Raw genomic sequence first — 16,372 nt, forward strand, 5'->3', positions numbered from 1 at the left:
ATGGAAAGGGGGCGGGCTGCCGGCAGCGAGCCATGCATCACCACGGGGATGTCGCTCATTGCTGACCTCCTTCCTGTGTGGTGCGAGGCACGGAGAGCACTTCCCCGCTCTTGTCCTCGCGGCCCAGGTGATAGGCGGTGACCAGACCCGCCAGCAACAGGATGGAGGCGAGCTCCACCGCCAGCACATAGGGGCCGAACAGGGCGATACCGACTTCCTTGGCGCTGACCTCGGTCAGACCCAGTTCACCGCCGGTCACGCCGAGAATGCCGTGGGCCAGAAAGCCCAGCAAAATGAGGGAGAGCAGGGCCGGGCCACCCCAGGTCATGGGGGTGAGCCACTTCTTCTCCTGATCCTGGGCGCTCCCCAAGTTCAGCATCATCACCACGAACACGAACAGCACCATGATGGCGCCGGCGTAGACGATCACCTGCAGGGCCCCCGCAAAGGCCGCGCCCAGGCAAAAGAAGATCATGGCCACGGCGATGAGGGAGATGATGAGATTGAGCAGCGCATGCATGGGGTTGCTGGTGCTGATCACCCGCAGCGTGCTGTAAACGGCGACCAGGGCCGCGGCATAGAATGCCAGTTCCATGATTGACTCCTAGGGCAGCAGGCTCTTGACATCGATGGGCTTGGCTTCGTTCTCGGCATCCCCTTTGGGTTTGCCGTCGATGGCCATCCCGCTCATGCGGTAGAAGTTGTAGTCCGGGTATTTGCCGGGGCCGCTTATCAGCAGATCTTCCTTCTCGTACACCAGATCCTGGCGACGATACTCCCCCATCTCGAAATCCGGCGTCAGCTGGATGGCGGTGGTGGGGCAGGCCTCCTCGCACAGGCCGCAGAAGATGCAACGGGAGAAGTTGATGCGAAAGAACTCCGGGTACCAGCGGCCATCTTCCCGCTCCGACTTCTGCAAGGAGATGCAACCGACCGGGCAGGCGACCGCACACAGGTTGCACGCCACGCAGCGTTCGTCCCCATCGGGATCCCGGGTCAGTACGATGCGACCGCGAAAACGGGGGGCGGCGTAGACCGGCTGCTCCGGGTAGCTCAGGGTTTCACGGGGGCGCCAGGCATGGGAGAAGACCATCCCAAGACTGCGCAACTGGGTGCCAACACCCTTGATAATGCTCGTAATTTTCATAGGTGCCTCACTGCACATTTATCAGCACTGGCGTCTGGGCGTTTCCTTGCCGCAGACGGCCGAATCATCGTCATGTCCATCTCGTTTTGCTCACGCATTCATCAGCACCACGGCAGCGGTGACCAGCATGTTGAGCAGGGTCAGGGGCAGGCACACTTTCCAGCCAAAGGACATCACCTGGTCGAAGCGCGGGCGGGGCAGGGAGGCCCGCAGCAGGATGAAGAACACCATGAAACAGGCTGTCTTCAGGGCGAACCAGATGAAGGGCGGCAGCCAGGGGCCGTGCCAGCCACCGAAGAAGAGGGTCACGATGAGCGAAGAGATCAGCACGATGCCGATGTACTCCCCCACGAAGAAGAGACCCCACTTCATGCCCGCGTACTCGATGTGATAGCCGTCGGCGAGCTCCTGCTCGGCCTCCGGCTGGTCAAACGGGTGGCGGTGGGTGACGGCGACCCCGGCAAACAGGAAGGTGACGAAGCCCAGGATCTGGGGGATCACGTTCCACATGCCGGCCTGGGCCTCGACGATGTCACGCAGGTTGAAGCTGCCGGTCTGGATGACGATGCCCATGAGCGAGAGGCCAAGGAACACCTCGTAGGAGAGGGTCTGGGCCGAGGCGCGCAGGCTGCCGAGCAGGGAGTACTTGTTGTTGCTCGACCAGCCTGCGAAGAGCACGGCATAGACCGCCAGCCCGGCGATCGCCAGGATATAGAGCAGCCCCACGTTGAGATCCGCCACACCCCAGGTGGGGGTGATGGGCACCACCGCAAACGCCAGGATGAAGGCGGTGAAGGCGATGATGGGGGCCAGCACGAAGATCCGGCGATCCGCAAAGGGCGGGATCCAGTCCTCCTTGAAGAACATCTTGACCATGTCGGCGGCCAGTTGCAGCAGGCCGAAGGGGCCAACCCGGTTGGGGCCGTAACGGTCCTGCCACAGTGCCAGCAGGCGGCGCTCGATGAAGCTCATGAAGGCGCCAGCCCCCACGATCCCCACGAGCACGACCAGGGCCTTGCCGACCTCGATCAGCAGATCCATCAGAGAGTCGCTCATGCGATGACCTCCTGCAGGTTATCGATCAGGGCGTGGTGCAGGGCGGTCGGCAGGCCGTTCACCCCGAGTGGCAACCCTGCCAGGCCCGGAGCCAGCGCATCGCTCAGGCGCAGACGCAGGCGCCAGTGGTTGCCACCCCAGGAGAAGGCCACCAGCGCGTCAGGGGACAGTGCCAGGCGCGCGGCATCCGCCGGGTTCAGTACCAGGGTGGGTTCCCCCATGCGAGCCTGGATGACCGGGCTTCTGGCGGAGAGCTCCTCGCCACCGAACAGCTGGTCATAGCTCACCACCTGCAGGGATGCGGCGGGCTGGAAGGGGGCCGGGATGGCACCAAACCAGCCCAGGTTGCCTTCGCCCGGCTCCAGCAGGCGGCGACCGGGATCCCCGGCACGCAGGTTGCCACCCACCTCGTCCTGGAACTTGTTCCAGGCGGAGGGGGAGTTCCAGCCCGGCGCCCAGGCAAACGGTACCTGGGAGAGGGGCTGGCGGGCACCGGCGTAGCCTTCCATGGAGAAGGCGAACGGTGAATCGGGATCCTGGGCGACTCTGGGCTCGCTCACGTTTTGGTTCGCCAGCATGGAGGTGCGACCACTGTAGCGGTGCGGCTCCCGGGCGAGCTTCATGCCGCGAATGCGCAGGCCGGCGTTGGGGGCAGCTTCCCCCATGGTGGTGAGCAGCGGGGCGCTGGCGGCGCAATCGCGACTCACATCGTCGAAGGTGTTCCAGCGAACCGAACGCGGTTGCTGGCTCCCTTGCAGGGCATCCAGCCAGCGCCAGCTCTCGCGCACCTGGATATCGGCGTTGTAGAAGGCGGGAGCATAGACCTGGAAGAAGCGCTGGGCGCGGCCTTCCATGTTGACCAGGGTGCCATCGCCTTCGGCAAAACTGGCGGCAGGCAGCACCAGACCCGCCTTCTTCGCGGTGGCCGTCTCCTGATGGTCGATGACCAGCAGGTGTTGCAGGCGATCCAGGGCGGTGTCCACCCGGCTGCGGGGGGCTCGGCGGTAGAGGTCGTTCTCAAGAACGACCAGGGCAAGTCTCTCTTCCCCTTCCATGCGCTCGAGGGCTGCCTCCAGCGGGGCGGCATGCCGGGCCAGCATGGCCAGCCCCAGGCTGTTGGCTTCCTGAGCCACCAGGGCAAGCTCCGCGGCCTGGCCACGGTCCTTGAGGGCGCGGGCGATGTTGCTGGCCGCTTCGATCAGCGCCTCGTTGCGGGCACCATTGCCTGCGATGATGAGGGGCTTTTTGGCGTTGCCAAGCAGGTCGGCCCATTGGGCGGCGAGGGCCTGCTGTTCGGGGGAGAGATCCGTTGGTGCAGGTGCACTGGCGTCCAGCAGGTGGGCGATGGCAAACCCGAGGCGCGCCTGATCCGCGTGGGGGGCGTGCAGGGTGCTGCTCGCCACGTCATCCAGGCGGGTGGCATCCAGACTGGTGATGAGCAAGGGGTAGCGCTGGTTCTGGGCCAGGGTCTGCACGGCAGCGACCTGCCAGAGATCCACCTTCAGCTTGCGGGCAATTTCGCGCCCCTTGCCTTTCACCGCCTGGCGCAGGGCCAGGGCGATGCGGGCGGCGGTCTGGGTGACATCTTCCCCGAGCACCAGCACGGCGTCGGCCTCTTCCATGTCGCGCAGGCTGGGAGTGCGCACGCCGCCGTGCTCCAGAATGTCCAGCATCTTCTGCAGGCATTTCCATTCGCTCTGCTCGACCCCGGAGTAGAAGTTGGCGGCCCCCACCAGTTCGCGCAGGGCGAAGTTGCTCTCCAAGGAGGCGCGGGGTGAGCCGATGCCGATGATGCCGCTGGCGGTGCGCAGCGCATCCGCCGCCCGGTTCAGGGCACCATCCACCGTGATGGCCAGCTTGTCACTGCCATCCTGCAGCAGGGGCTGGCGCGGGCGGTCGGTCAGATTGACGTGACCGTAGCCGAAGCGGCCGCGATCGCAGAGGAAATAGTGGTTCAGGGCACCGTGGAAACGGTTCTCGATGCGGCGCAGTTCGCCGTAGCGCTCACCCGGGCTGATGTTGCAGCCGACCGAGCACCCCTGGCAGATGCTGGGGGCGAACTGCATGTCCCACTTGCGGTTGTAACGCTCGGAGTGGGTCTTGTCGGTGAAGACGCCGGTGGGACAGACCTCCACCAGGTTGCCGGAGAATTCGCTCTCCAGGGTGCCATCCTCGACCCGGCCGAAGTAGACGTTGTCATGGGCGCCATAGACCCCGAGATCCTCGCCACCGGCGTAATCCTTGTAATAGCGCACGCAGCGGTAGCAGGCGATGCAGCGGTTCATCTCGTGGTTGATGAAGGGGCCCAGATCCTGATTCTGGTGGGTGCGCTTGGTGAAACGGTAGCGGCGGCTGTTGTGGCCCGTCATTACCGTCATGTCCTGCAGGTGGCAGGCGCCACCTTCTTCGCACACCGGGCAGTCGTGGGGATGGTTGGTCATCTGCCACTCCACCACCGTCTTGCGAAACTCCTTCGCCTCTTCATCCTCGATGGAGATATAGGTGCCATCGGTGGAGGGGGTCATGCAGGACATGACCAGGCGGCCGCGCTTGTCGTCGGCATTCTGATACTGTTTGACCGCGCACTGGCGGCAGGCACCGACGCTACCCAGCGCCGGGTGCCAGCAAAAATAGGGGACGTCCAGCCCCAGCGACAGACAGGCTTGCAGCAGGTTGTCTGCCCCGTCTACCTCGTACTCTTTACCGTCTACATGAATGGTTGCCATACAACTTCCCTGAAACCTGTTTTATGAAATCGGCTATTGCCCGATGCGTCCTGGCGCTTACCAGCGCTCGCCCAGCAGGTTGGGCTGGATACCCTTGAACAGCTTGTGATTGTCATGGGGGGCCTTGACCCCGGCCTCGAACTCGGACCGGAAATACTTCATCGCACTGCCAAGGGGCTCGACGGCGCCGGGGGCATGGGCACAGAAGGTCTTGCCCGGGCCCAGGAAACTGACGAGCTGTTCCAGGGTCGCGAGATCCTCGGGTTGGCCCTCGCCCCGCTCCAGCGCCCGCAGGATCTTGACGCTCCAGGGCAGGCCGTCGCGGCAGGGGGTGCACCAGCCGCAGGATTCGCGGGCAAAGAACTCCTCCATGTTGCGCAGCAGTGAGACCATGTTGATGCTGTCATCCACCGCCATGGCAAGGCCCGTACCCATGCGGGTGCCCACCTTGCCGATGCCGCCAGCGTACATCTGGGCATCCAGGTGCTCGGGCAGCAGGAAGCCGGTGCCGGCGCCGCCCGGTTGCCAGGTTTTCAGGCGATAGCCGGGCTTCATGCCGCCGGCGTAGTTTTCGAACAGCTCGCGGGCGGTGATGCCAAAGGGCAGCTCCCACAGGCCGGGATTGTTGACCTTGCCGGAAAAGCCCATCAGCTTGGTGCCGTGATCTTCCGAACCCGGCAGTGCCAACCCCTGATACCAGGCCACACCGTTGCCGATGATGGCGGGCACGTTGCACAGGGTTTCGACGTTGTTGACGCAGGTCGGCTTGCCCCAGACGCCGGAGACGGCGGGGAAGGGGGGTTTGGCCCGCGGGTTGGCGCGCCGTCCTTCCAGGGAGTTGATGAGGGCCGTCTCTTCGCCGCAGATGTAGCGACCTGCGCCGGTGTGGACGAACAGCTCGAAGTCAAAGCCCGAGCCCAGGATGTTCTTGCCAAGGAGCCCCGCGGCCTTGGCCTCTTCCACGGCGCGGCGCAGGTGGATGGCGGCATCCACGTACTCGCCGCGCAGGAAGATGTAGCCGCGATAGGCTTTGAGAGCCCGGGCACTGATGATCATCCCCTCGATCAGCAGGTGGGGCAGCTGCTCCATCAGCATGCGGTCTTTGTAGGTATTGGGTTCCATCTCGTCGGCGTTGCAGAGCAGGTAACGGATGTTCATGCTCTCGTCTTTGGGCATCAGGCCCCACTTCACGCCGGTGGAGAAACCGGCGCCGCCGCGTCCCTTGAGGCCGGCATCCTTGACGGTGCTGACGATATCATCCGGGCTCATCTGGCCAAGGGCCTTGCGGGCGGCCTCATAGCCCTGTTTTGCCTGATACTCCTCGAGCCAGACCGGCTGGCCGTCGTCCCGCAGGCGCCAGGTGAGAGGGTGAGTCTCGGCGGTGCGGGGGATGTGGTTGGCGGTGCCGAGGGAGGCAAGCGTCTTGCCTGGCTGAATGCTCATGGGTAAGCCTCCAGGGTTTTCAGCAGGCTGACGGCATCGAGTCCGCCATAGGTATCGTCATCGATCATGATGGCCGGCCCCTTGTCGCAGTTGCCGAGGCAGCAGACGGGCAACAGGGTGAAGCGGCCATCCGGGGAGGTCTGACCAGGGGCCAGATTGACGACCTCTTTCAGACCGGCAAGCAACTGCTCGTGGCCGTTGATGTAGCAGACCATGCTGTCGCAGACGCGGATGATGTGACGACCCACCGGCTGGCGGAAGATCTGGCTGTAGAAGGTGGCGACCCCTTCCACATCGCTGGCGGGGATGCCGAGCTCGGCGCCGATGGCGTGAATGGCGCCGTCAGGCACCCAGCCACGGGCCTGTTGCACTATCTTGAGCGCTTCGATGCTGGCTGCACGGGGATCTTCGTAGTGGTGTTTCTCGTGTTCGATGGCATCGCGCTCAGCCTGGCTCAGGACGAAATCTCCCTGCTGGCTGCTGCATGCCCCTTGCCCTTGTGGGGTCTGGTTATTGTGACACTGACATTGGCTCATGACTTGACCTTTTGTGGCTTGTCCCTTTACTGCGCGTCTTGCCCTTCGCCCCGGCTGCCGGGGCGAGAGGACTCAACGATCCACATCTGACATAACGAAATCGATACTGCCCAGGTAGACGATAAGATCCGACACCATCTGGCCGCGGATCACCGAGGGGATCTGCTGCAGGTGGGCGAAGCTCGGGGTGCGGATCCGGGTCCGGTAACTCATGGTGGATCCGTCGCTGGTCAGGTAATAGCTGTTGACCCCCTTGGTCGCCTCTATCATCTGGAAGGACTCGGCGGCCGGCATGACAGGCCCCCAGGAGACTTGCAGGAAGTGGGTGATCAGGGTTTCGATGTCCTGCAGGGTGCGCTCTTTGGGCGGTGGCGTGGTGAGTGGGTGATCCGCCTTGAAGGGGCCCTCAGGCATGTTTTTCATGCACTGCTCGATAATGGACAGGCTCTGGCGGATCTCCTCGATGCGCACGGTGGCGCGGTCGTAGGCGTCCCCGTTGCTGCCCACCGGCACCTCGAACTCGAACTGATCGTAACCGGAATAGGGGCGCCATTTGCGCACGTCAAAGTTGAGCCCCGTGGCCCGCAGACCGCCCCCCGTGGTGCCCCAGGCCAGGGCCTGGGCCGTGTTGTAGGCGGCGACGCCTATGGTGCGGCCCCGCAGTATGCTGTTGCGCATGGCCGCCTTTTCATACTCCATCAACCGCTTGGGCAGCCAGCTCAACAGGTTGTCCTGGATGAGGCGGGTCCAGCCGGCAGGCAGATCGTGGGCCACGCCGCCGATGCGGAACCAGGCCGGGTGCATGCGGGCTCCGGTGATGGCCTCGATGATGGTGTAGATCTTCTGGCGGTCCGTGAAGGTGAAGAAGACCGGGGTCATGGCCCCCACGTCCTGAATGTAGGTGCCAAGGAACAGCAGGTGGCTCTGGATGCGGAACAGCTCCGCCATCATCACCCGGATCATGTCGACCCGCGCCGGCACTTTGATGCCGGCCAGCTTCTCGACCGCCAGCACATAGGGCAGGTTGTTCATCACGCCGCCCAGGTATTCGACCCGGTCGGTGTAGGGGATGTAGCTGTGCCAGGACTGGCGCTCGCCCATCTTCTCGGCGCCGCGGTGGTGATAGCCGATGTCGGGCACGCAGTCGCGGATCTCTTCCCCGTCGAGTTGCAGCACCAGGCGGAAGGCGCCGTGGGCGGAGGGGTGGTTCGGCCCGAGGTTCAGGAACATGTAGTCCTCGTTCTCGTTGCCGCGGGCCATGCCCCACTCTTCCGGCTTGAACAGCAGGTTGTCCTGCTCCTGATCCTGCTTGACCGCATCGAGCATGAAGGGATCAAACTCGGTGGCGCGCGCCGGGTAGTCCTTGCGCAGGGGGTGCCCTTGCCAGCTCTTGGGCATCATGATGCGGGTCAGATGGGGGTGGCCATCGAAGGTGATCCCCATCAGATCCCACACTTCCCGCTCGTACCAGTTGGCGTTGGGGAAGTGGCGGCTGACGGTGGGCAGATGGAGATCGCTCTCCTTGAGCGCCACTTTCAGCATCACGTCGGCGTTACGGTCGATGGAGATGAGGTGATAGAAGACGGTAAAGTCGCTCTCCGGCAGGCCGTGGCGATGGCTGCGCATCCGTTCGTCGGTGGCGCTGAGATCGAACAGCATCACGAAGGGGGAGGGCAGCTTTTGCAAGAAGCCCATCACGTCCAGCAGCAGATCCCGGGAGAGCCAGATGACCGGCACGCCGGTACGGGTGCTCTGCACGGTGAAGCGCTCGGCACCGAAGTGGGCGAACAGCTCGCCGACCACCTGGGCATCGGAGTGATCGGCGGTTTGCCACTGGGCCATGGTGTAATTGCTTGGGAATTCTCGAGTCAGTTTCATGATCAGATCTCATCCGGCGTGCGCAGGTTGGTCACGTTGATCCGCTCGCCGCGCTTGCGTTCCTTCTCGGATTGCATCTGGGGACGGTAGATCCCCTGATCCCCCACCACCCAGGAGAGGGGGCGGCGTTCCTTGCCGATGGACTCCTGCAGCAGCATCAGGGCTTGCAGGAAGGCCTCGGGGCGGGGCGGGCAGCCCGGAATGTAGACATCGACCGGCAGGAACTTGTCCACCCCCTGTACCACGGAGTAGATGTCATACATGCCGCCGGAGTTGGCACAGGCCCCCATGGAGATGACCCACTTGGGCTCGAGCAACTGCTCATAGAGCCGCTGGATGACAGGGGCCATCTTGATGAAGGGGGTGCCAGCAATCACCATGAAGTCGGCCTGACGGGGGGAGGCTCGTATGACCTCAGCGCCGAAGCGAGCCACGTCGTGGGGAGAGGTGAAGGCGGTACACATCTCCACGTAGCAGCAGGAGATGCCGAAGTTGTAGGGCCAGAGGGAGTTCTTGCGGCCCCAGTTGACGGTGTCTTGCAGCACCTCTTCGAGGCGCCCGATCATGATGCCGCGGGTCGCTTGCTGCGCCAGTGGATCATCGACGGTCTGGCGCTGTTCCTGGGGGTAGCGCTCAACGGGCGCATCCGGGTCAATCCGGGTCAGGGTGTACTTCATGGTGCAACCTCAAAGAGATAATCGGTAGTTCAGTCTGGTTTCTTGTCAGTCAGGACACGCTTTTTCGGGGCCCAGTCGAGGGCACCAATGCGCCACAGGTAGAGGAGGCCTACCAGCAGCAGGGTGATGAAGATGGTGGCTTCGATGAAGCCGACCCAGCCGCTCTCCCGAACGGAGACGGACCAGGCAAAGAGATAGAGGGCTTCGACATCGAAGATGACGAAGAACATGGCGACCAGGTAGAACTTGGCGGAGAAGCGCAGGCGGGCGTTGCCGACGGAATCCACCCCGGATTCGAAGGGTTTGTTCTTGGCACGGCCATAGGCGCGTCCCCCCAGCAAGGCCGCCAGGCCTATCATGGTCAAGCAGATACAGATGGCGCCAATGACATAGGCAGCAAAAGCCCAGTGCTGGACGGCAATATCAGCAAACATATAGGTTTTTCCCTAACCAAATTAATCATGTGACTTAACAATGATGTTACGTAGTATGCCACTTTCGTACTGATTTACATGTCATTTCAAAGGATTAATTATTAATCAACGGGATGAAAATTGTGTTTTGCTAGCGGGGTCAACTTTCTCGTTTGAGAATTGTTTTCAATCGTTTTTATGTAGCAGAAAAAAACCGGATAGTTTGAAAATCCGGGGGATGGCAGGAAACAAAAGACCCCGCATGGCGGGGTCTGTTTCAGGGTTGGAGAACGGGGAGGCTCTGCTCTGCCGCCTTGCCCTGGGAGAGCACGATCTCCACCCGGCGGTTGGCCTGGCGGTGAGCCGGGGTATCGTTTGGATAACGGGGTTGGGTATCAGCCACCCCCTGGGCGATCAGCCGTCGTGAATCCAGCTTGGGGTTGGTCAGCAGGGTGTGGGTGATGGTGGCCGCCCGCAGCACCGACAGCTCCCAGTTGTTGCGATAGAGCTCCACCGGCGCCTGGGAGTTGTCGGTGTGACCGGTGACCACCACCATGCCGGGGATGTCCGCCAGCACGTCCGAGACCTTGTTGACCAGCGGAATGAACTGGGGCTGCAAGAAGGCGGAGTCGGCCGGAAACAAGGTCTTTTCGCCGATGCGGATGACCAGTTGGCTGCCAAGCTGCTCCACCTCGATCTCTTTGGACTCGATTTGGCTCTTGAGCTGCTGATCCAGCTTCTGCTTGGTGACTGTGACCCAATCCTGCTCCTTGGTCTTGTGGGGCCAGGACTCCGTGGCCGTAGGTTTCTCCGAGGAGCCGATGGTCTCGTTGAAAGGGTCGGCCGCCGCTGCGGGCGTCTGGGTATCCAGCACCTGCTCTTTCTGGGAGGTATTGGGGGTGGTCTTGGACTCGGGTTCCAGTATGCCTGTGCCCCCCTGCATCACGGGGGAGCCGGCGGGAAGGGAGACCAGCCCTATCTTGCCAAGAGATTCGATAAAGCCCTGAATGAGCACGCGAGTCTCCGACTGCTTGGCCATGGCGAAGGAGTAGAGCACCACGAACAGGGCGAACAGCAGTGTCATGAAGTCGGCGTAGGAGACCAGCCAGCGTTCGTGGTTCTCCGGCGCCTCAGCCTTTTTCTTTTTCGCCACCGTGGCCTCCGAGGTAAGGCTCAAGGGTCACTTGCAGCCGTTGCTGTGACTCGCCGTCCACGATACAGAGGATGCCGGTGAGGGTCATCTCTTTGTAGTGGCGGATCTGGTGGGCAAACGACTTGTAGCGGTTGCCGAAGGGAAGGAAGATGAGGTTGGCGGCCGACACCCCGTAGATGGTGGCGATAAATGCCACCGCGATGGCGCCCCCCAGCTTGTCGGGGGCATCCAGCAGGCCCATGGCGTGAATGAGGCCAAATACGGCCCCGACGATCCCCATGGTCGGGCAGTAGCCCCCCATGGCCTCGTAGAATTTGACGGTCTGTTCGATATCTTCCTGCTCGAACTCGATCTCGTTTTCCAGTACCTCGTGGATTTTGGTCTTCTCGTAGCCATCGACCATCATCTGTACCCCTTTTTGCAGGAAGGGATCCTTGATGTCGTCGATCATGCCCTCCAGTGCCAGCATGCCGCTGCGCCGTGCATTGCCCGCCAGGGTTTCAAGCAGTTGGGCCTGCTCCAGCATGTCGAGGCGCAGGGGAGTAATGAGCCACTTGAAGCGTTTGAGGGTTTTACCAACCACGGAGAAGGGAAACTGGGTCAGTGCGGCACCGACGGTACCGCCGATCACGATGAGAAAGGCGGGCAGATCGAGCAGGGCGCTGGGGTGCCCCCCTTCTATCATGTTGCCACCCAGAATGGCTGCCAGGGCCAGCAGCAAGCCAATAAGACTCATTTGTCCATATCCCTATGCGATGTGTGAGGCTAGTGTAGCCATTTAACTATCAGTTTTTCAAAACGATATCCAATCGGTGAGCAATATCCGAGAGGTTGCGCAGACCCGGTAGTGTCCGGTGGCATCGGCCTGTGCCGCTTGGTCAGCAGAGCAGGTTGACGGTGCCGACCTGGCAGGACGAGGCGGTTATCCAGGTGATATCACAATATACTGTGCTATCTGTGAGAGTATGTTGGTTATTTATATCGCCACTTTCTCTTATATTGGCGTAATGCGCTGCCAACGAGAGAGGGCTGGCTGCCCTCGGGGCATATCCCCTGTCGGCAGAGAGCAGAGAGGCGGAAGGGATGGGATTGGCTGGGCGGCACTCGGCCAGGTATCGCGGCAAGCCGTTTTTTCTGGCCCCGCCAATGACGGGTTTCTCCTGCCAGGGGGTTGGCAGACACCTTGAAGAAAAAACCGACCCTGAGGTCGGTTCTTCAATCTGTACGCTGGGTCGGGATTGACTCGCGCCATCCCTGGCGCTCGACCTGCGGGCGGCCTCTGGCCGTCCAGTCGGGCTATCCTGCCCGCCTGTCGACAGGGTTCGAACCGAGCCGCCCATCATCGGATAAAGTAAAAGGCCCCGTCTTGCGACGGGGCCTTTTACTTTATTTGGCGGTGAGGGAGGAATGATTCACCACTGCGTGGCACACCCCTTCGGGGCGGCCTGCGGTCGTTCATCGCAGCAAGCTGCTCTGCTCGAACCCGACGAGGCTTCTCACCTTCTCTCCATCGGCATCGGATGTTGCCATGTCACCAGATGCAAAAAACCGACCCTTAGGTCGGTTTTTACAATTTGGCGGTGAGGGAGGGATTCGAACCCTCGATACGTTGCCGTATACACACTTTCCAGGCGTGCTCCTTCAGCCACTCGGACACCTCACCAAATTTTGGTCTGTGGTTTAACGTGTTCAGCCAACACGGTGTCCGCTGCGCCGTTGCGCTGGAACGGGGCGTAATCTAGGGGAAAGGGCTGCCTGGGTCAACCACTTTTCCCCTTATTTTTCATAATCTTTATCGAGTGCCTATCCCTTGAACAGAATGCCGATTTTTTAATCCCGTTCAAGGCTTGTCGAGAATGATCAGGCTGTCAGGCAGCTCGTTCTGATCCCGGGTTGCGGGGAAGGCGTCGGTCAGAATGGCGCTGGTGCGCTCCACGCACTCCAGAAACCCCTGCTCGACCTCCTTGTTGCGTACCCGAACCACGAAGTCGTCGATGATCTGCTGCCACTGGGTGTTGTCGATGTGCTGGGCGATCCCGTCGTCTACCAGGATCTCCACATAGTGCTCCGCCACCGAGACGAAGATGAGCACACCGAGCCGGTCCCGGGTGCGGTGAAGTCCCTGCTCGACAAACTGCAGGCGGGCCATCAGGGCGGCCCGGTGACGGCGTACCTTGTTGGGAATGAGCCGCATCTTGATGGGCGTCCAGTGGAACAGCAGGCTCAGTAGCAACCAGACCGACCACTGCACCAGCAGGATCTCGTACCAGCCAAGCCAGAAGCCGAGCTGGAAGACCAGCAGGGGGGTGAGCATGGCCAGCAGGGCGGCCCACAGGGTCGGGATATAGCGATAGCCATCGCTGGCCGGGGCCAGCACGGTGACCAGTTCGGCATCCGTGGCCTGCTCGGCCTGTCGAACCCTGGCCTGCAAGGTGTGGAAAAACTGTTTAGAAATCATCTTGTTGTCTCTTTTTCCCTGATTACCAACCGCCAGATGCACCGCCGCCGCCAAAGCTGCCGCCGCCACCACTGAAACCGCCACCACCACCGCCAGTGCGGCCGCCAAAGGAGCCGGCACCGAATCCACCGGCCATGTAGGCGGCCCGGCGACGTCCTCCCGGCCCACCGCCGCCGCTGCGCAGGTTGTGCAGCACGATCATCGCAATCACCACCAGGATGAAGAGCCAGGGACCTCCCTGCTTGTCGGCCTTGCTGGCGTGGTCCACGGGCTGATACTCCCCGGCCAGGGCCTGCATGATGCCCTGGCTGCCGGCGAGGATGCCGGCCACCATGTCACCGCGCTTGAAGGCGGGCAGGATCCGGGTCTGGATGATATTGGCGGCGATGGCGTCGGGCAGGGCACCTTCCAGGCCATAACCCACCTCGATGCGCACCTTGCGCTCGTCCTGGGCGATGATCAGCAGAACGCCGTTGTTCTTGCCTTTTTGGCCGATGCCCCAGTGGCGACCGAGCTGGTAGCCGTACTCTTCGATGGTATCCCCCGCCAGTGTGTCGATGGAGACCACCACCAGCTGGACGCCGCTGCGCTTCTCGAAGACGGCCAGTTGCTGTGCGAGTTGGTGGGCCTGCTTGCGGGACATCAGATTGGCCTCGTCCACCACCCGCCCGGTCAGGGCCGGGAAATCGGGGGCGGCATGCAGTGCCGTGGCACAGAGCAGCAGACAGAGCGCCAGCCAGCGTCTCATCACGTTCATTGGAAGCTGACCTTGGGCGCCTCATCGGCACCGGGCTTGGCGCTGAAGGTGGGTTTGGCTTCCAGATCGGAGTAAAGCAGCTTGGACCAGATGACCCCGGGGAAGGTACGGATCTCGGTATTGAACTGGCGTACTGCTTCGATGTAATCCCGTCTGGCCACCGCGATGCGATTCTCGGTGCCTTCCAGCTGGGCCTGCAGGGTCAGGAACTGCTGGTCGGCCTTCAGATCCGGGTAGCGCTCGACCACTACCATCAGCCGGGAGAGGGCGCTGGAGAGCTGCTCCTGAGCCGCCTCGAACGCCTTGAGCTGGGAGGGGTCACTCACCTGCACGCTGCCGACTCGGGCACGGGCATCGGTGACAGCCTTGAGGGTCTCCTGCTCGTGGCTGGCGTACCCCTTGACGGTGGCCACCAGGTTGGGAATGAGATCGGCCCTGCGCTGGTATTGGTTCTCGACCTGTCCCCAGCTCGCCTTGACCTGCTCATCCAGGGTCGGAATGGTGTTCATGCCGCAGCCGGTCAAACCCAGCAGCAGGGTCAGGGTCAGCAGGGCACGGGTACCACGCTGCCAGAGTGAAGTGGCCATCTTGTTGTTCTCCATTGATATTTCTCTCGGAAATAGGTTCACCATAACAGCTTGTGGTCAGCCCTCACAACGCCTGGGTAAGAGGGGGGCGCGGTAGCTCATCGACACCTTGGGCAACTGGGGTTTGTCCTTGAGCCAGGAGGCCAGCTCCTCCCCACAGCCATTGCCGGGGGGAATGGGAGCCTGGGACTGGCAGTCCGGACTGTTTGCCGGGCAGCGCAGGCGCACGTGAAAGTGGCTGAAGTGGCCGACCCAGGGGCGCAGCTTGCCGACCCAGGCTTCACCGGGTGCCTGTTTGCACACCTCGGCCTTGATGACGGGGTTGACGAAGATACGCGCCACCTCGGGGCGATCAGCCGCAAGGCGCAGCAGATTGAGCTGCCTGGGACCGAATCGGCCGGGTAGCATCCGGTAGCTGGGTTCGTCGATCAGCGCCCACTCCCTGGGGGCATCCTGCTCCCAGCGGCTGATGGGTCTGTCAGCCATCCTGAACCAGATGTCGGCATCCAGGCCGGTCTGGTGGCTGCGATGACCTGAGGTAAAGGGCCCCCCGTGCATCATGGCGAGGTCGGCGATATAGAGATCCGGCATGCCGGCCAGTCTGGTCTGGTTGGCCAGATGCTGCAGGTAATGGATGAGGTCGGGGTGACCGTAATAGCGAAGCCGTTTGGTGCGGATCACCTGATAACCTGGGCCTTCGAGGGGCAGGGCCACGGCATTTTTCAGGCAGCCGGCGGAGTAGCCGCCGATGGCCTCGGCATAGAGTGTGCTCGCGGACAAGAGCAGGGCGGTGGCGAACATGGGACTCCCGGGATGGCGCCCAGTGCGGGCTCAGACAGCCCCAAGCATACCAAGAGTGGCGGCTGGCCGTCATCCGTGTCGCGGTGGCGGTTGCATCGCGGCGCGTCGCTCGCGCACAATGCGCGGCAACGCAGCGACGGCAAGGCCGTTCGCATCACAGAAGGAGAAGAGAAGATGAGAGTCAGTGAGCTGGCAGCGCAAGAGAACGTGAGCTGGCTGATGCCCCCGGCCCGGCGGTTTTACGGGGTGATGATCTGCCTGTTGCTGGCGAGTCTCGCCACTGTGGTGGCCGCCCTCTGGCTGGGATATCCCGACATGGGCCTGCTGCCCTGGGTCGGGGTGGTCTTTGGCGGTATCGTGCTGGTGATGATGGTGTTGCCGCGCAACTGGCAGCGCTGGCGTCTGGCGGAGCTTGCCTGGGATGAACGCCATCTCTATCTGCTCAATGGCGGCGAAGACCGGGCCTTGGCGCTGCCCAGGGCCGTGCTGGTGGGCATGGAGCGGGATCGCAAGGTGGGACACGATGGCCAGTGGCTCGATTTCAGCCTGGATCTCGGGCTGGATGAGGTGACCCTGGCGACGGCCACCAGCCTGCTCGGGTTGTCCCGGGAAGGGACTCACGAAGTGGCCCCCGGGGTCTATCGATTCGGGTTCAAACGTGCCTGGCATGGGCGTCGTGCCCTCGGCACATTGCTGGCCGAGCTGCACCCGATCTGACTATTTTCTCGACAATTCATCCC

At 62.5% G+C, this 16,372-nt stretch carries 16 protein-coding genes, 1 tRNA gene and 1 other RNA gene; 1 reads left to right on the plus strand and 17 read right to left on the minus strand.

The window, feature by feature from the left end; all coding sequences use genetic code 11:
• Positions 1 to 55: 55 nt before the first annotated feature.
• The 17 genes from nuoJ to mepA form a co-directional block, all read right to left on the minus strand.
• The gene (gene nuoJ / locus AB5Y47_RS02250; protein WP_010675035.1) at positions 56 to 595 is read right to left on the minus strand and encodes an NADH-quinone oxidoreductase subunit J; all 540 of its coding nucleotides are present in this window, start codon (positions 593 to 595) and stop codon (positions 56 to 58) included.
• Between the two features lie 9 nt (positions 596 to 604).
• On the minus strand, positions 605 to 1,147 hold the full coding sequence (nuoI, locus tag AB5Y47_RS02255) for an NADH-quinone oxidoreductase subunit NuoI (protein WP_010675034.1): 543 nt from the start codon (positions 1,145 to 1,147) through the stop codon (positions 605 to 607).
• Between the two features lie 90 nt (positions 1,148 to 1,237).
• Positions 1,238 to 2,203 carry an NADH-quinone oxidoreductase subunit NuoH gene (gene nuoH, locus AB5Y47_RS02260; protein WP_010675033.1) on the minus strand — a complete coding sequence of 322 codons (966 nt, stop codon included), beginning with the start codon at positions 2,201 to 2,203 and terminating at the stop codon, positions 1,238 to 1,240.
• On the minus strand, positions 2,200 to 4,929 hold the full coding sequence (gene nuoG / locus AB5Y47_RS02265; RefSeq protein ID WP_368219739.1) for an NADH-quinone oxidoreductase subunit NuoG: 2,730 nt from the start codon (positions 4,927 to 4,929) through the stop codon (positions 2,200 to 2,202). The genes nuoH and nuoG overlap by 4 nt, the downstream gene beginning before the upstream one ends.
• Positions 4,930 to 4,986: 57 nt before the next feature.
• Entirely contained in the window at positions 4,987 to 6,372 is a 1,386-nt protein-coding gene (gene nuoF / locus AB5Y47_RS02270) for an NADH-quinone oxidoreductase subunit NuoF (RefSeq protein ID WP_368219741.1), read from the minus strand.
• Entirely contained in the window at positions 6,369 to 6,908 is a 540-nt protein-coding gene (nuoE, locus tag AB5Y47_RS02275; protein WP_010675030.1) for an NADH-quinone oxidoreductase subunit NuoE, read from the minus strand. Before nuoE ends, nuoF begins: the two co-directional genes overlap by 4 nt.
• Positions 6,909 to 6,980: 72 nt before the next feature.
• A complete protein-coding gene (nuoC, locus tag AB5Y47_RS02280; RefSeq protein ID WP_341769819.1) occupies positions 6,981 to 8,750 on the minus strand; it encodes an NADH-quinone oxidoreductase subunit C/D in 1,770 nt (589 codons plus the stop codon).
• A gap of 38 nt (positions 8,751 to 8,788) precedes the next feature.
• On the minus strand, positions 8,789 to 9,463 hold the full coding sequence (locus tag AB5Y47_RS02285; RefSeq protein ID WP_010675028.1) for an NADH-quinone oxidoreductase subunit B family protein: 675 nt from the start codon (positions 9,461 to 9,463) through the stop codon (positions 8,789 to 8,791).
• A gap of 29 nt (positions 9,464 to 9,492) precedes the next feature.
• Positions 9,493 to 9,897 (minus strand): NADH-quinone oxidoreductase subunit A, encoded by a 405-nt coding sequence (locus tag AB5Y47_RS02290; RefSeq protein WP_010675027.1) that lies wholly within the window; start codon positions 9,895 to 9,897, stop codon positions 9,493 to 9,495.
• 256 nt (positions 9,898 to 10,153) lie between these two features.
• Complete coding sequence (locus tag AB5Y47_RS02295) at positions 10,154 to 11,029, minus strand: flagellar motor protein MotB (RefSeq protein ID WP_010675026.1); 876 nt, start codon at positions 11,027 to 11,029, stop codon at positions 10,154 to 10,156.
• Positions 11,007 to 11,765 carry a flagellar motor protein gene (locus AB5Y47_RS02300; RefSeq protein WP_029314677.1) on the minus strand — a complete coding sequence of 253 codons (759 nt, stop codon included), beginning with the start codon at positions 11,763 to 11,765 and terminating at the stop codon, positions 11,007 to 11,009. Before AB5Y47_RS02300 ends, AB5Y47_RS02295 begins: the two co-directional genes overlap by 23 nt.
• Positions 11,766 to 12,420: 655 nt before the next feature.
• A non-coding RNA gene (locus AB5Y47_RS02305) (RtT sRNA) lies at positions 12,421 to 12,549 on the minus strand.
• A 55-nt stretch (positions 12,550 to 12,604) separates the two neighbouring features.
• Positions 12,605 to 12,692 (minus strand) — tRNA-Ser (locus tag AB5Y47_RS02310).
• A gap of 177 nt (positions 12,693 to 12,869) precedes the next feature.
• Positions 12,870 to 13,487, minus strand: a complete 618-nt coding sequence (locus tag AB5Y47_RS02315) for a TPM domain-containing protein (RefSeq protein ID WP_010675024.1) — start codon at positions 13,485 to 13,487, stop codon at positions 12,870 to 12,872.
• 22 nt (positions 13,488 to 13,509) lie between these two features.
• Complete coding sequence (locus AB5Y47_RS02320) at positions 13,510 to 14,244, minus strand: YgcG family protein (protein WP_043154789.1); 735 nt, start codon at positions 14,242 to 14,244, stop codon at positions 13,510 to 13,512.
• On the minus strand, positions 14,241 to 14,846 hold the full coding sequence (locus AB5Y47_RS02325; RefSeq protein WP_010675022.1) for a LemA family protein: 606 nt from the start codon (positions 14,844 to 14,846) through the stop codon (positions 14,241 to 14,243). Before AB5Y47_RS02325 ends, AB5Y47_RS02320 begins: the two co-directional genes overlap by 4 nt.
• Positions 14,847 to 14,888: 42 nt before the next feature.
• Positions 14,889 to 15,632 (minus strand): penicillin-insensitive murein endopeptidase, encoded by a 744-nt coding sequence (gene mepA, locus AB5Y47_RS02330; RefSeq protein WP_069785143.1) that lies wholly within the window; start codon positions 15,630 to 15,632, stop codon positions 14,889 to 14,891.
• A 174-nt stretch (positions 15,633 to 15,806) separates the two neighbouring features.
• Here mepA and AB5Y47_RS02335 point away from each other — a divergent pair, with 174 nt between their 5' ends.
• Complete coding sequence (locus tag AB5Y47_RS02335; protein ID WP_010675020.1) at positions 15,807 to 16,349, plus strand: hypothetical protein; 543 nt, start codon at positions 15,807 to 15,809, stop codon at positions 16,347 to 16,349.
• Positions 16,350 to 16,372 lie beyond the last annotated feature (23 nt).

The sequence above is a fragment of the Aeromonas sp. R7-2 genome, from assembly GCF_040908105.1.
Lineage (GTDB): Bacteria > Pseudomonadota > Gammaproteobacteria > Enterobacterales > Aeromonadaceae > Aeromonas > Aeromonas caviae.

What these genes read in the sequence shown, in the direction of transcription:
- nuoJ (WP_010675035.1), bottom strand. Translation starts at nt 595, where the DNA reads ATGGAACTGGCATTCTATGCCGCGGCCCTGGTCGCCGTTTACAGCACG.
- nuoI (WP_010675034.1), bottom strand. Translation starts at nt 1,147, where the DNA reads ATGAAAATTACGAGCATTATCAAGGGTGTTGGCACCCAGTTGCGCAGT.
- nuoH (WP_010675033.1), bottom strand. Translation starts at nt 2,203, where the DNA reads ATGAGCGACTCTCTGATGGATCTGCTGATCGAGGTCGGCAAGGCCCTG.
- nuoG (WP_368219739.1), bottom strand. Translation starts at nt 4,929, where the DNA reads ATGGCAACCATTCATGTAGACGGTAAAGAGTACGAGGTAGACGGGGCA.
- nuoF (WP_368219741.1), bottom strand. Translation starts at nt 6,372, where the DNA reads ATGAGCATTCAGCCAGGCAAGACGCTTGCCTCCCTCGGCACCGCCAAC.
- nuoE (WP_010675030.1), bottom strand. Translation starts at nt 6,908, where the DNA reads ATGAGCCAATGTCAGTGTCACAATAACCAGACCCCACAAGGGCAAGGG.
- nuoC (WP_341769819.1), bottom strand. Translation starts at nt 8,750, where the DNA reads ATGGCCCAGTGGCAAACCGCCGATCACTCCGATGCCCAGGTGGTCGGC.
- AB5Y47_RS02285 (WP_010675028.1), bottom strand. Translation starts at nt 9,463, where the DNA reads ATGAAGTACACCCTGACCCGGATTGACCCGGATGCGCCCGTTGAGCGC.
- AB5Y47_RS02290 (WP_010675027.1), bottom strand. Translation starts at nt 9,897, where the DNA reads ATGTTTGCTGATATTGCCGTCCAGCACTGGGCTTTTGCTGCCTATGTC.
- AB5Y47_RS02300 (WP_029314677.1), bottom strand. Translation starts at nt 11,765, where the DNA reads ATGAGTCTTATTGGCTTGCTGCTGGCCCTGGCAGCCATTCTGGGTGGC.
- AB5Y47_RS02315 (WP_010675024.1), bottom strand. Translation starts at nt 13,487, where the DNA reads ATGATTTCTAAACAGTTTTTCCACACCTTGCAGGCCAGGGTTCGACAG.
- AB5Y47_RS02320 (WP_043154789.1), bottom strand. Translation starts at nt 14,244, where the DNA reads ATGAACGTGATGAGACGCTGGCTGGCGCTCTGTCTGCTGCTCTGTGCC.
- AB5Y47_RS02325 (WP_010675022.1), bottom strand. Translation starts at nt 14,846, where the DNA reads ATGGAGAACAACAAGATGGCCACTTCACTCTGGCAGCGTGGTACCCGT.
- mepA (WP_069785143.1), bottom strand. Translation starts at nt 15,632, where the DNA reads ATGTTCGCCACCGCCCTGCTCTTGTCCGCGAGCACACTCTATGCCGAG.
- AB5Y47_RS02335 (WP_010675020.1), top strand. Translation starts at nt 15,807, where the DNA reads ATGAGAGTCAGTGAGCTGGCAGCGCAAGAGAACGTGAGCTGGCTGATG.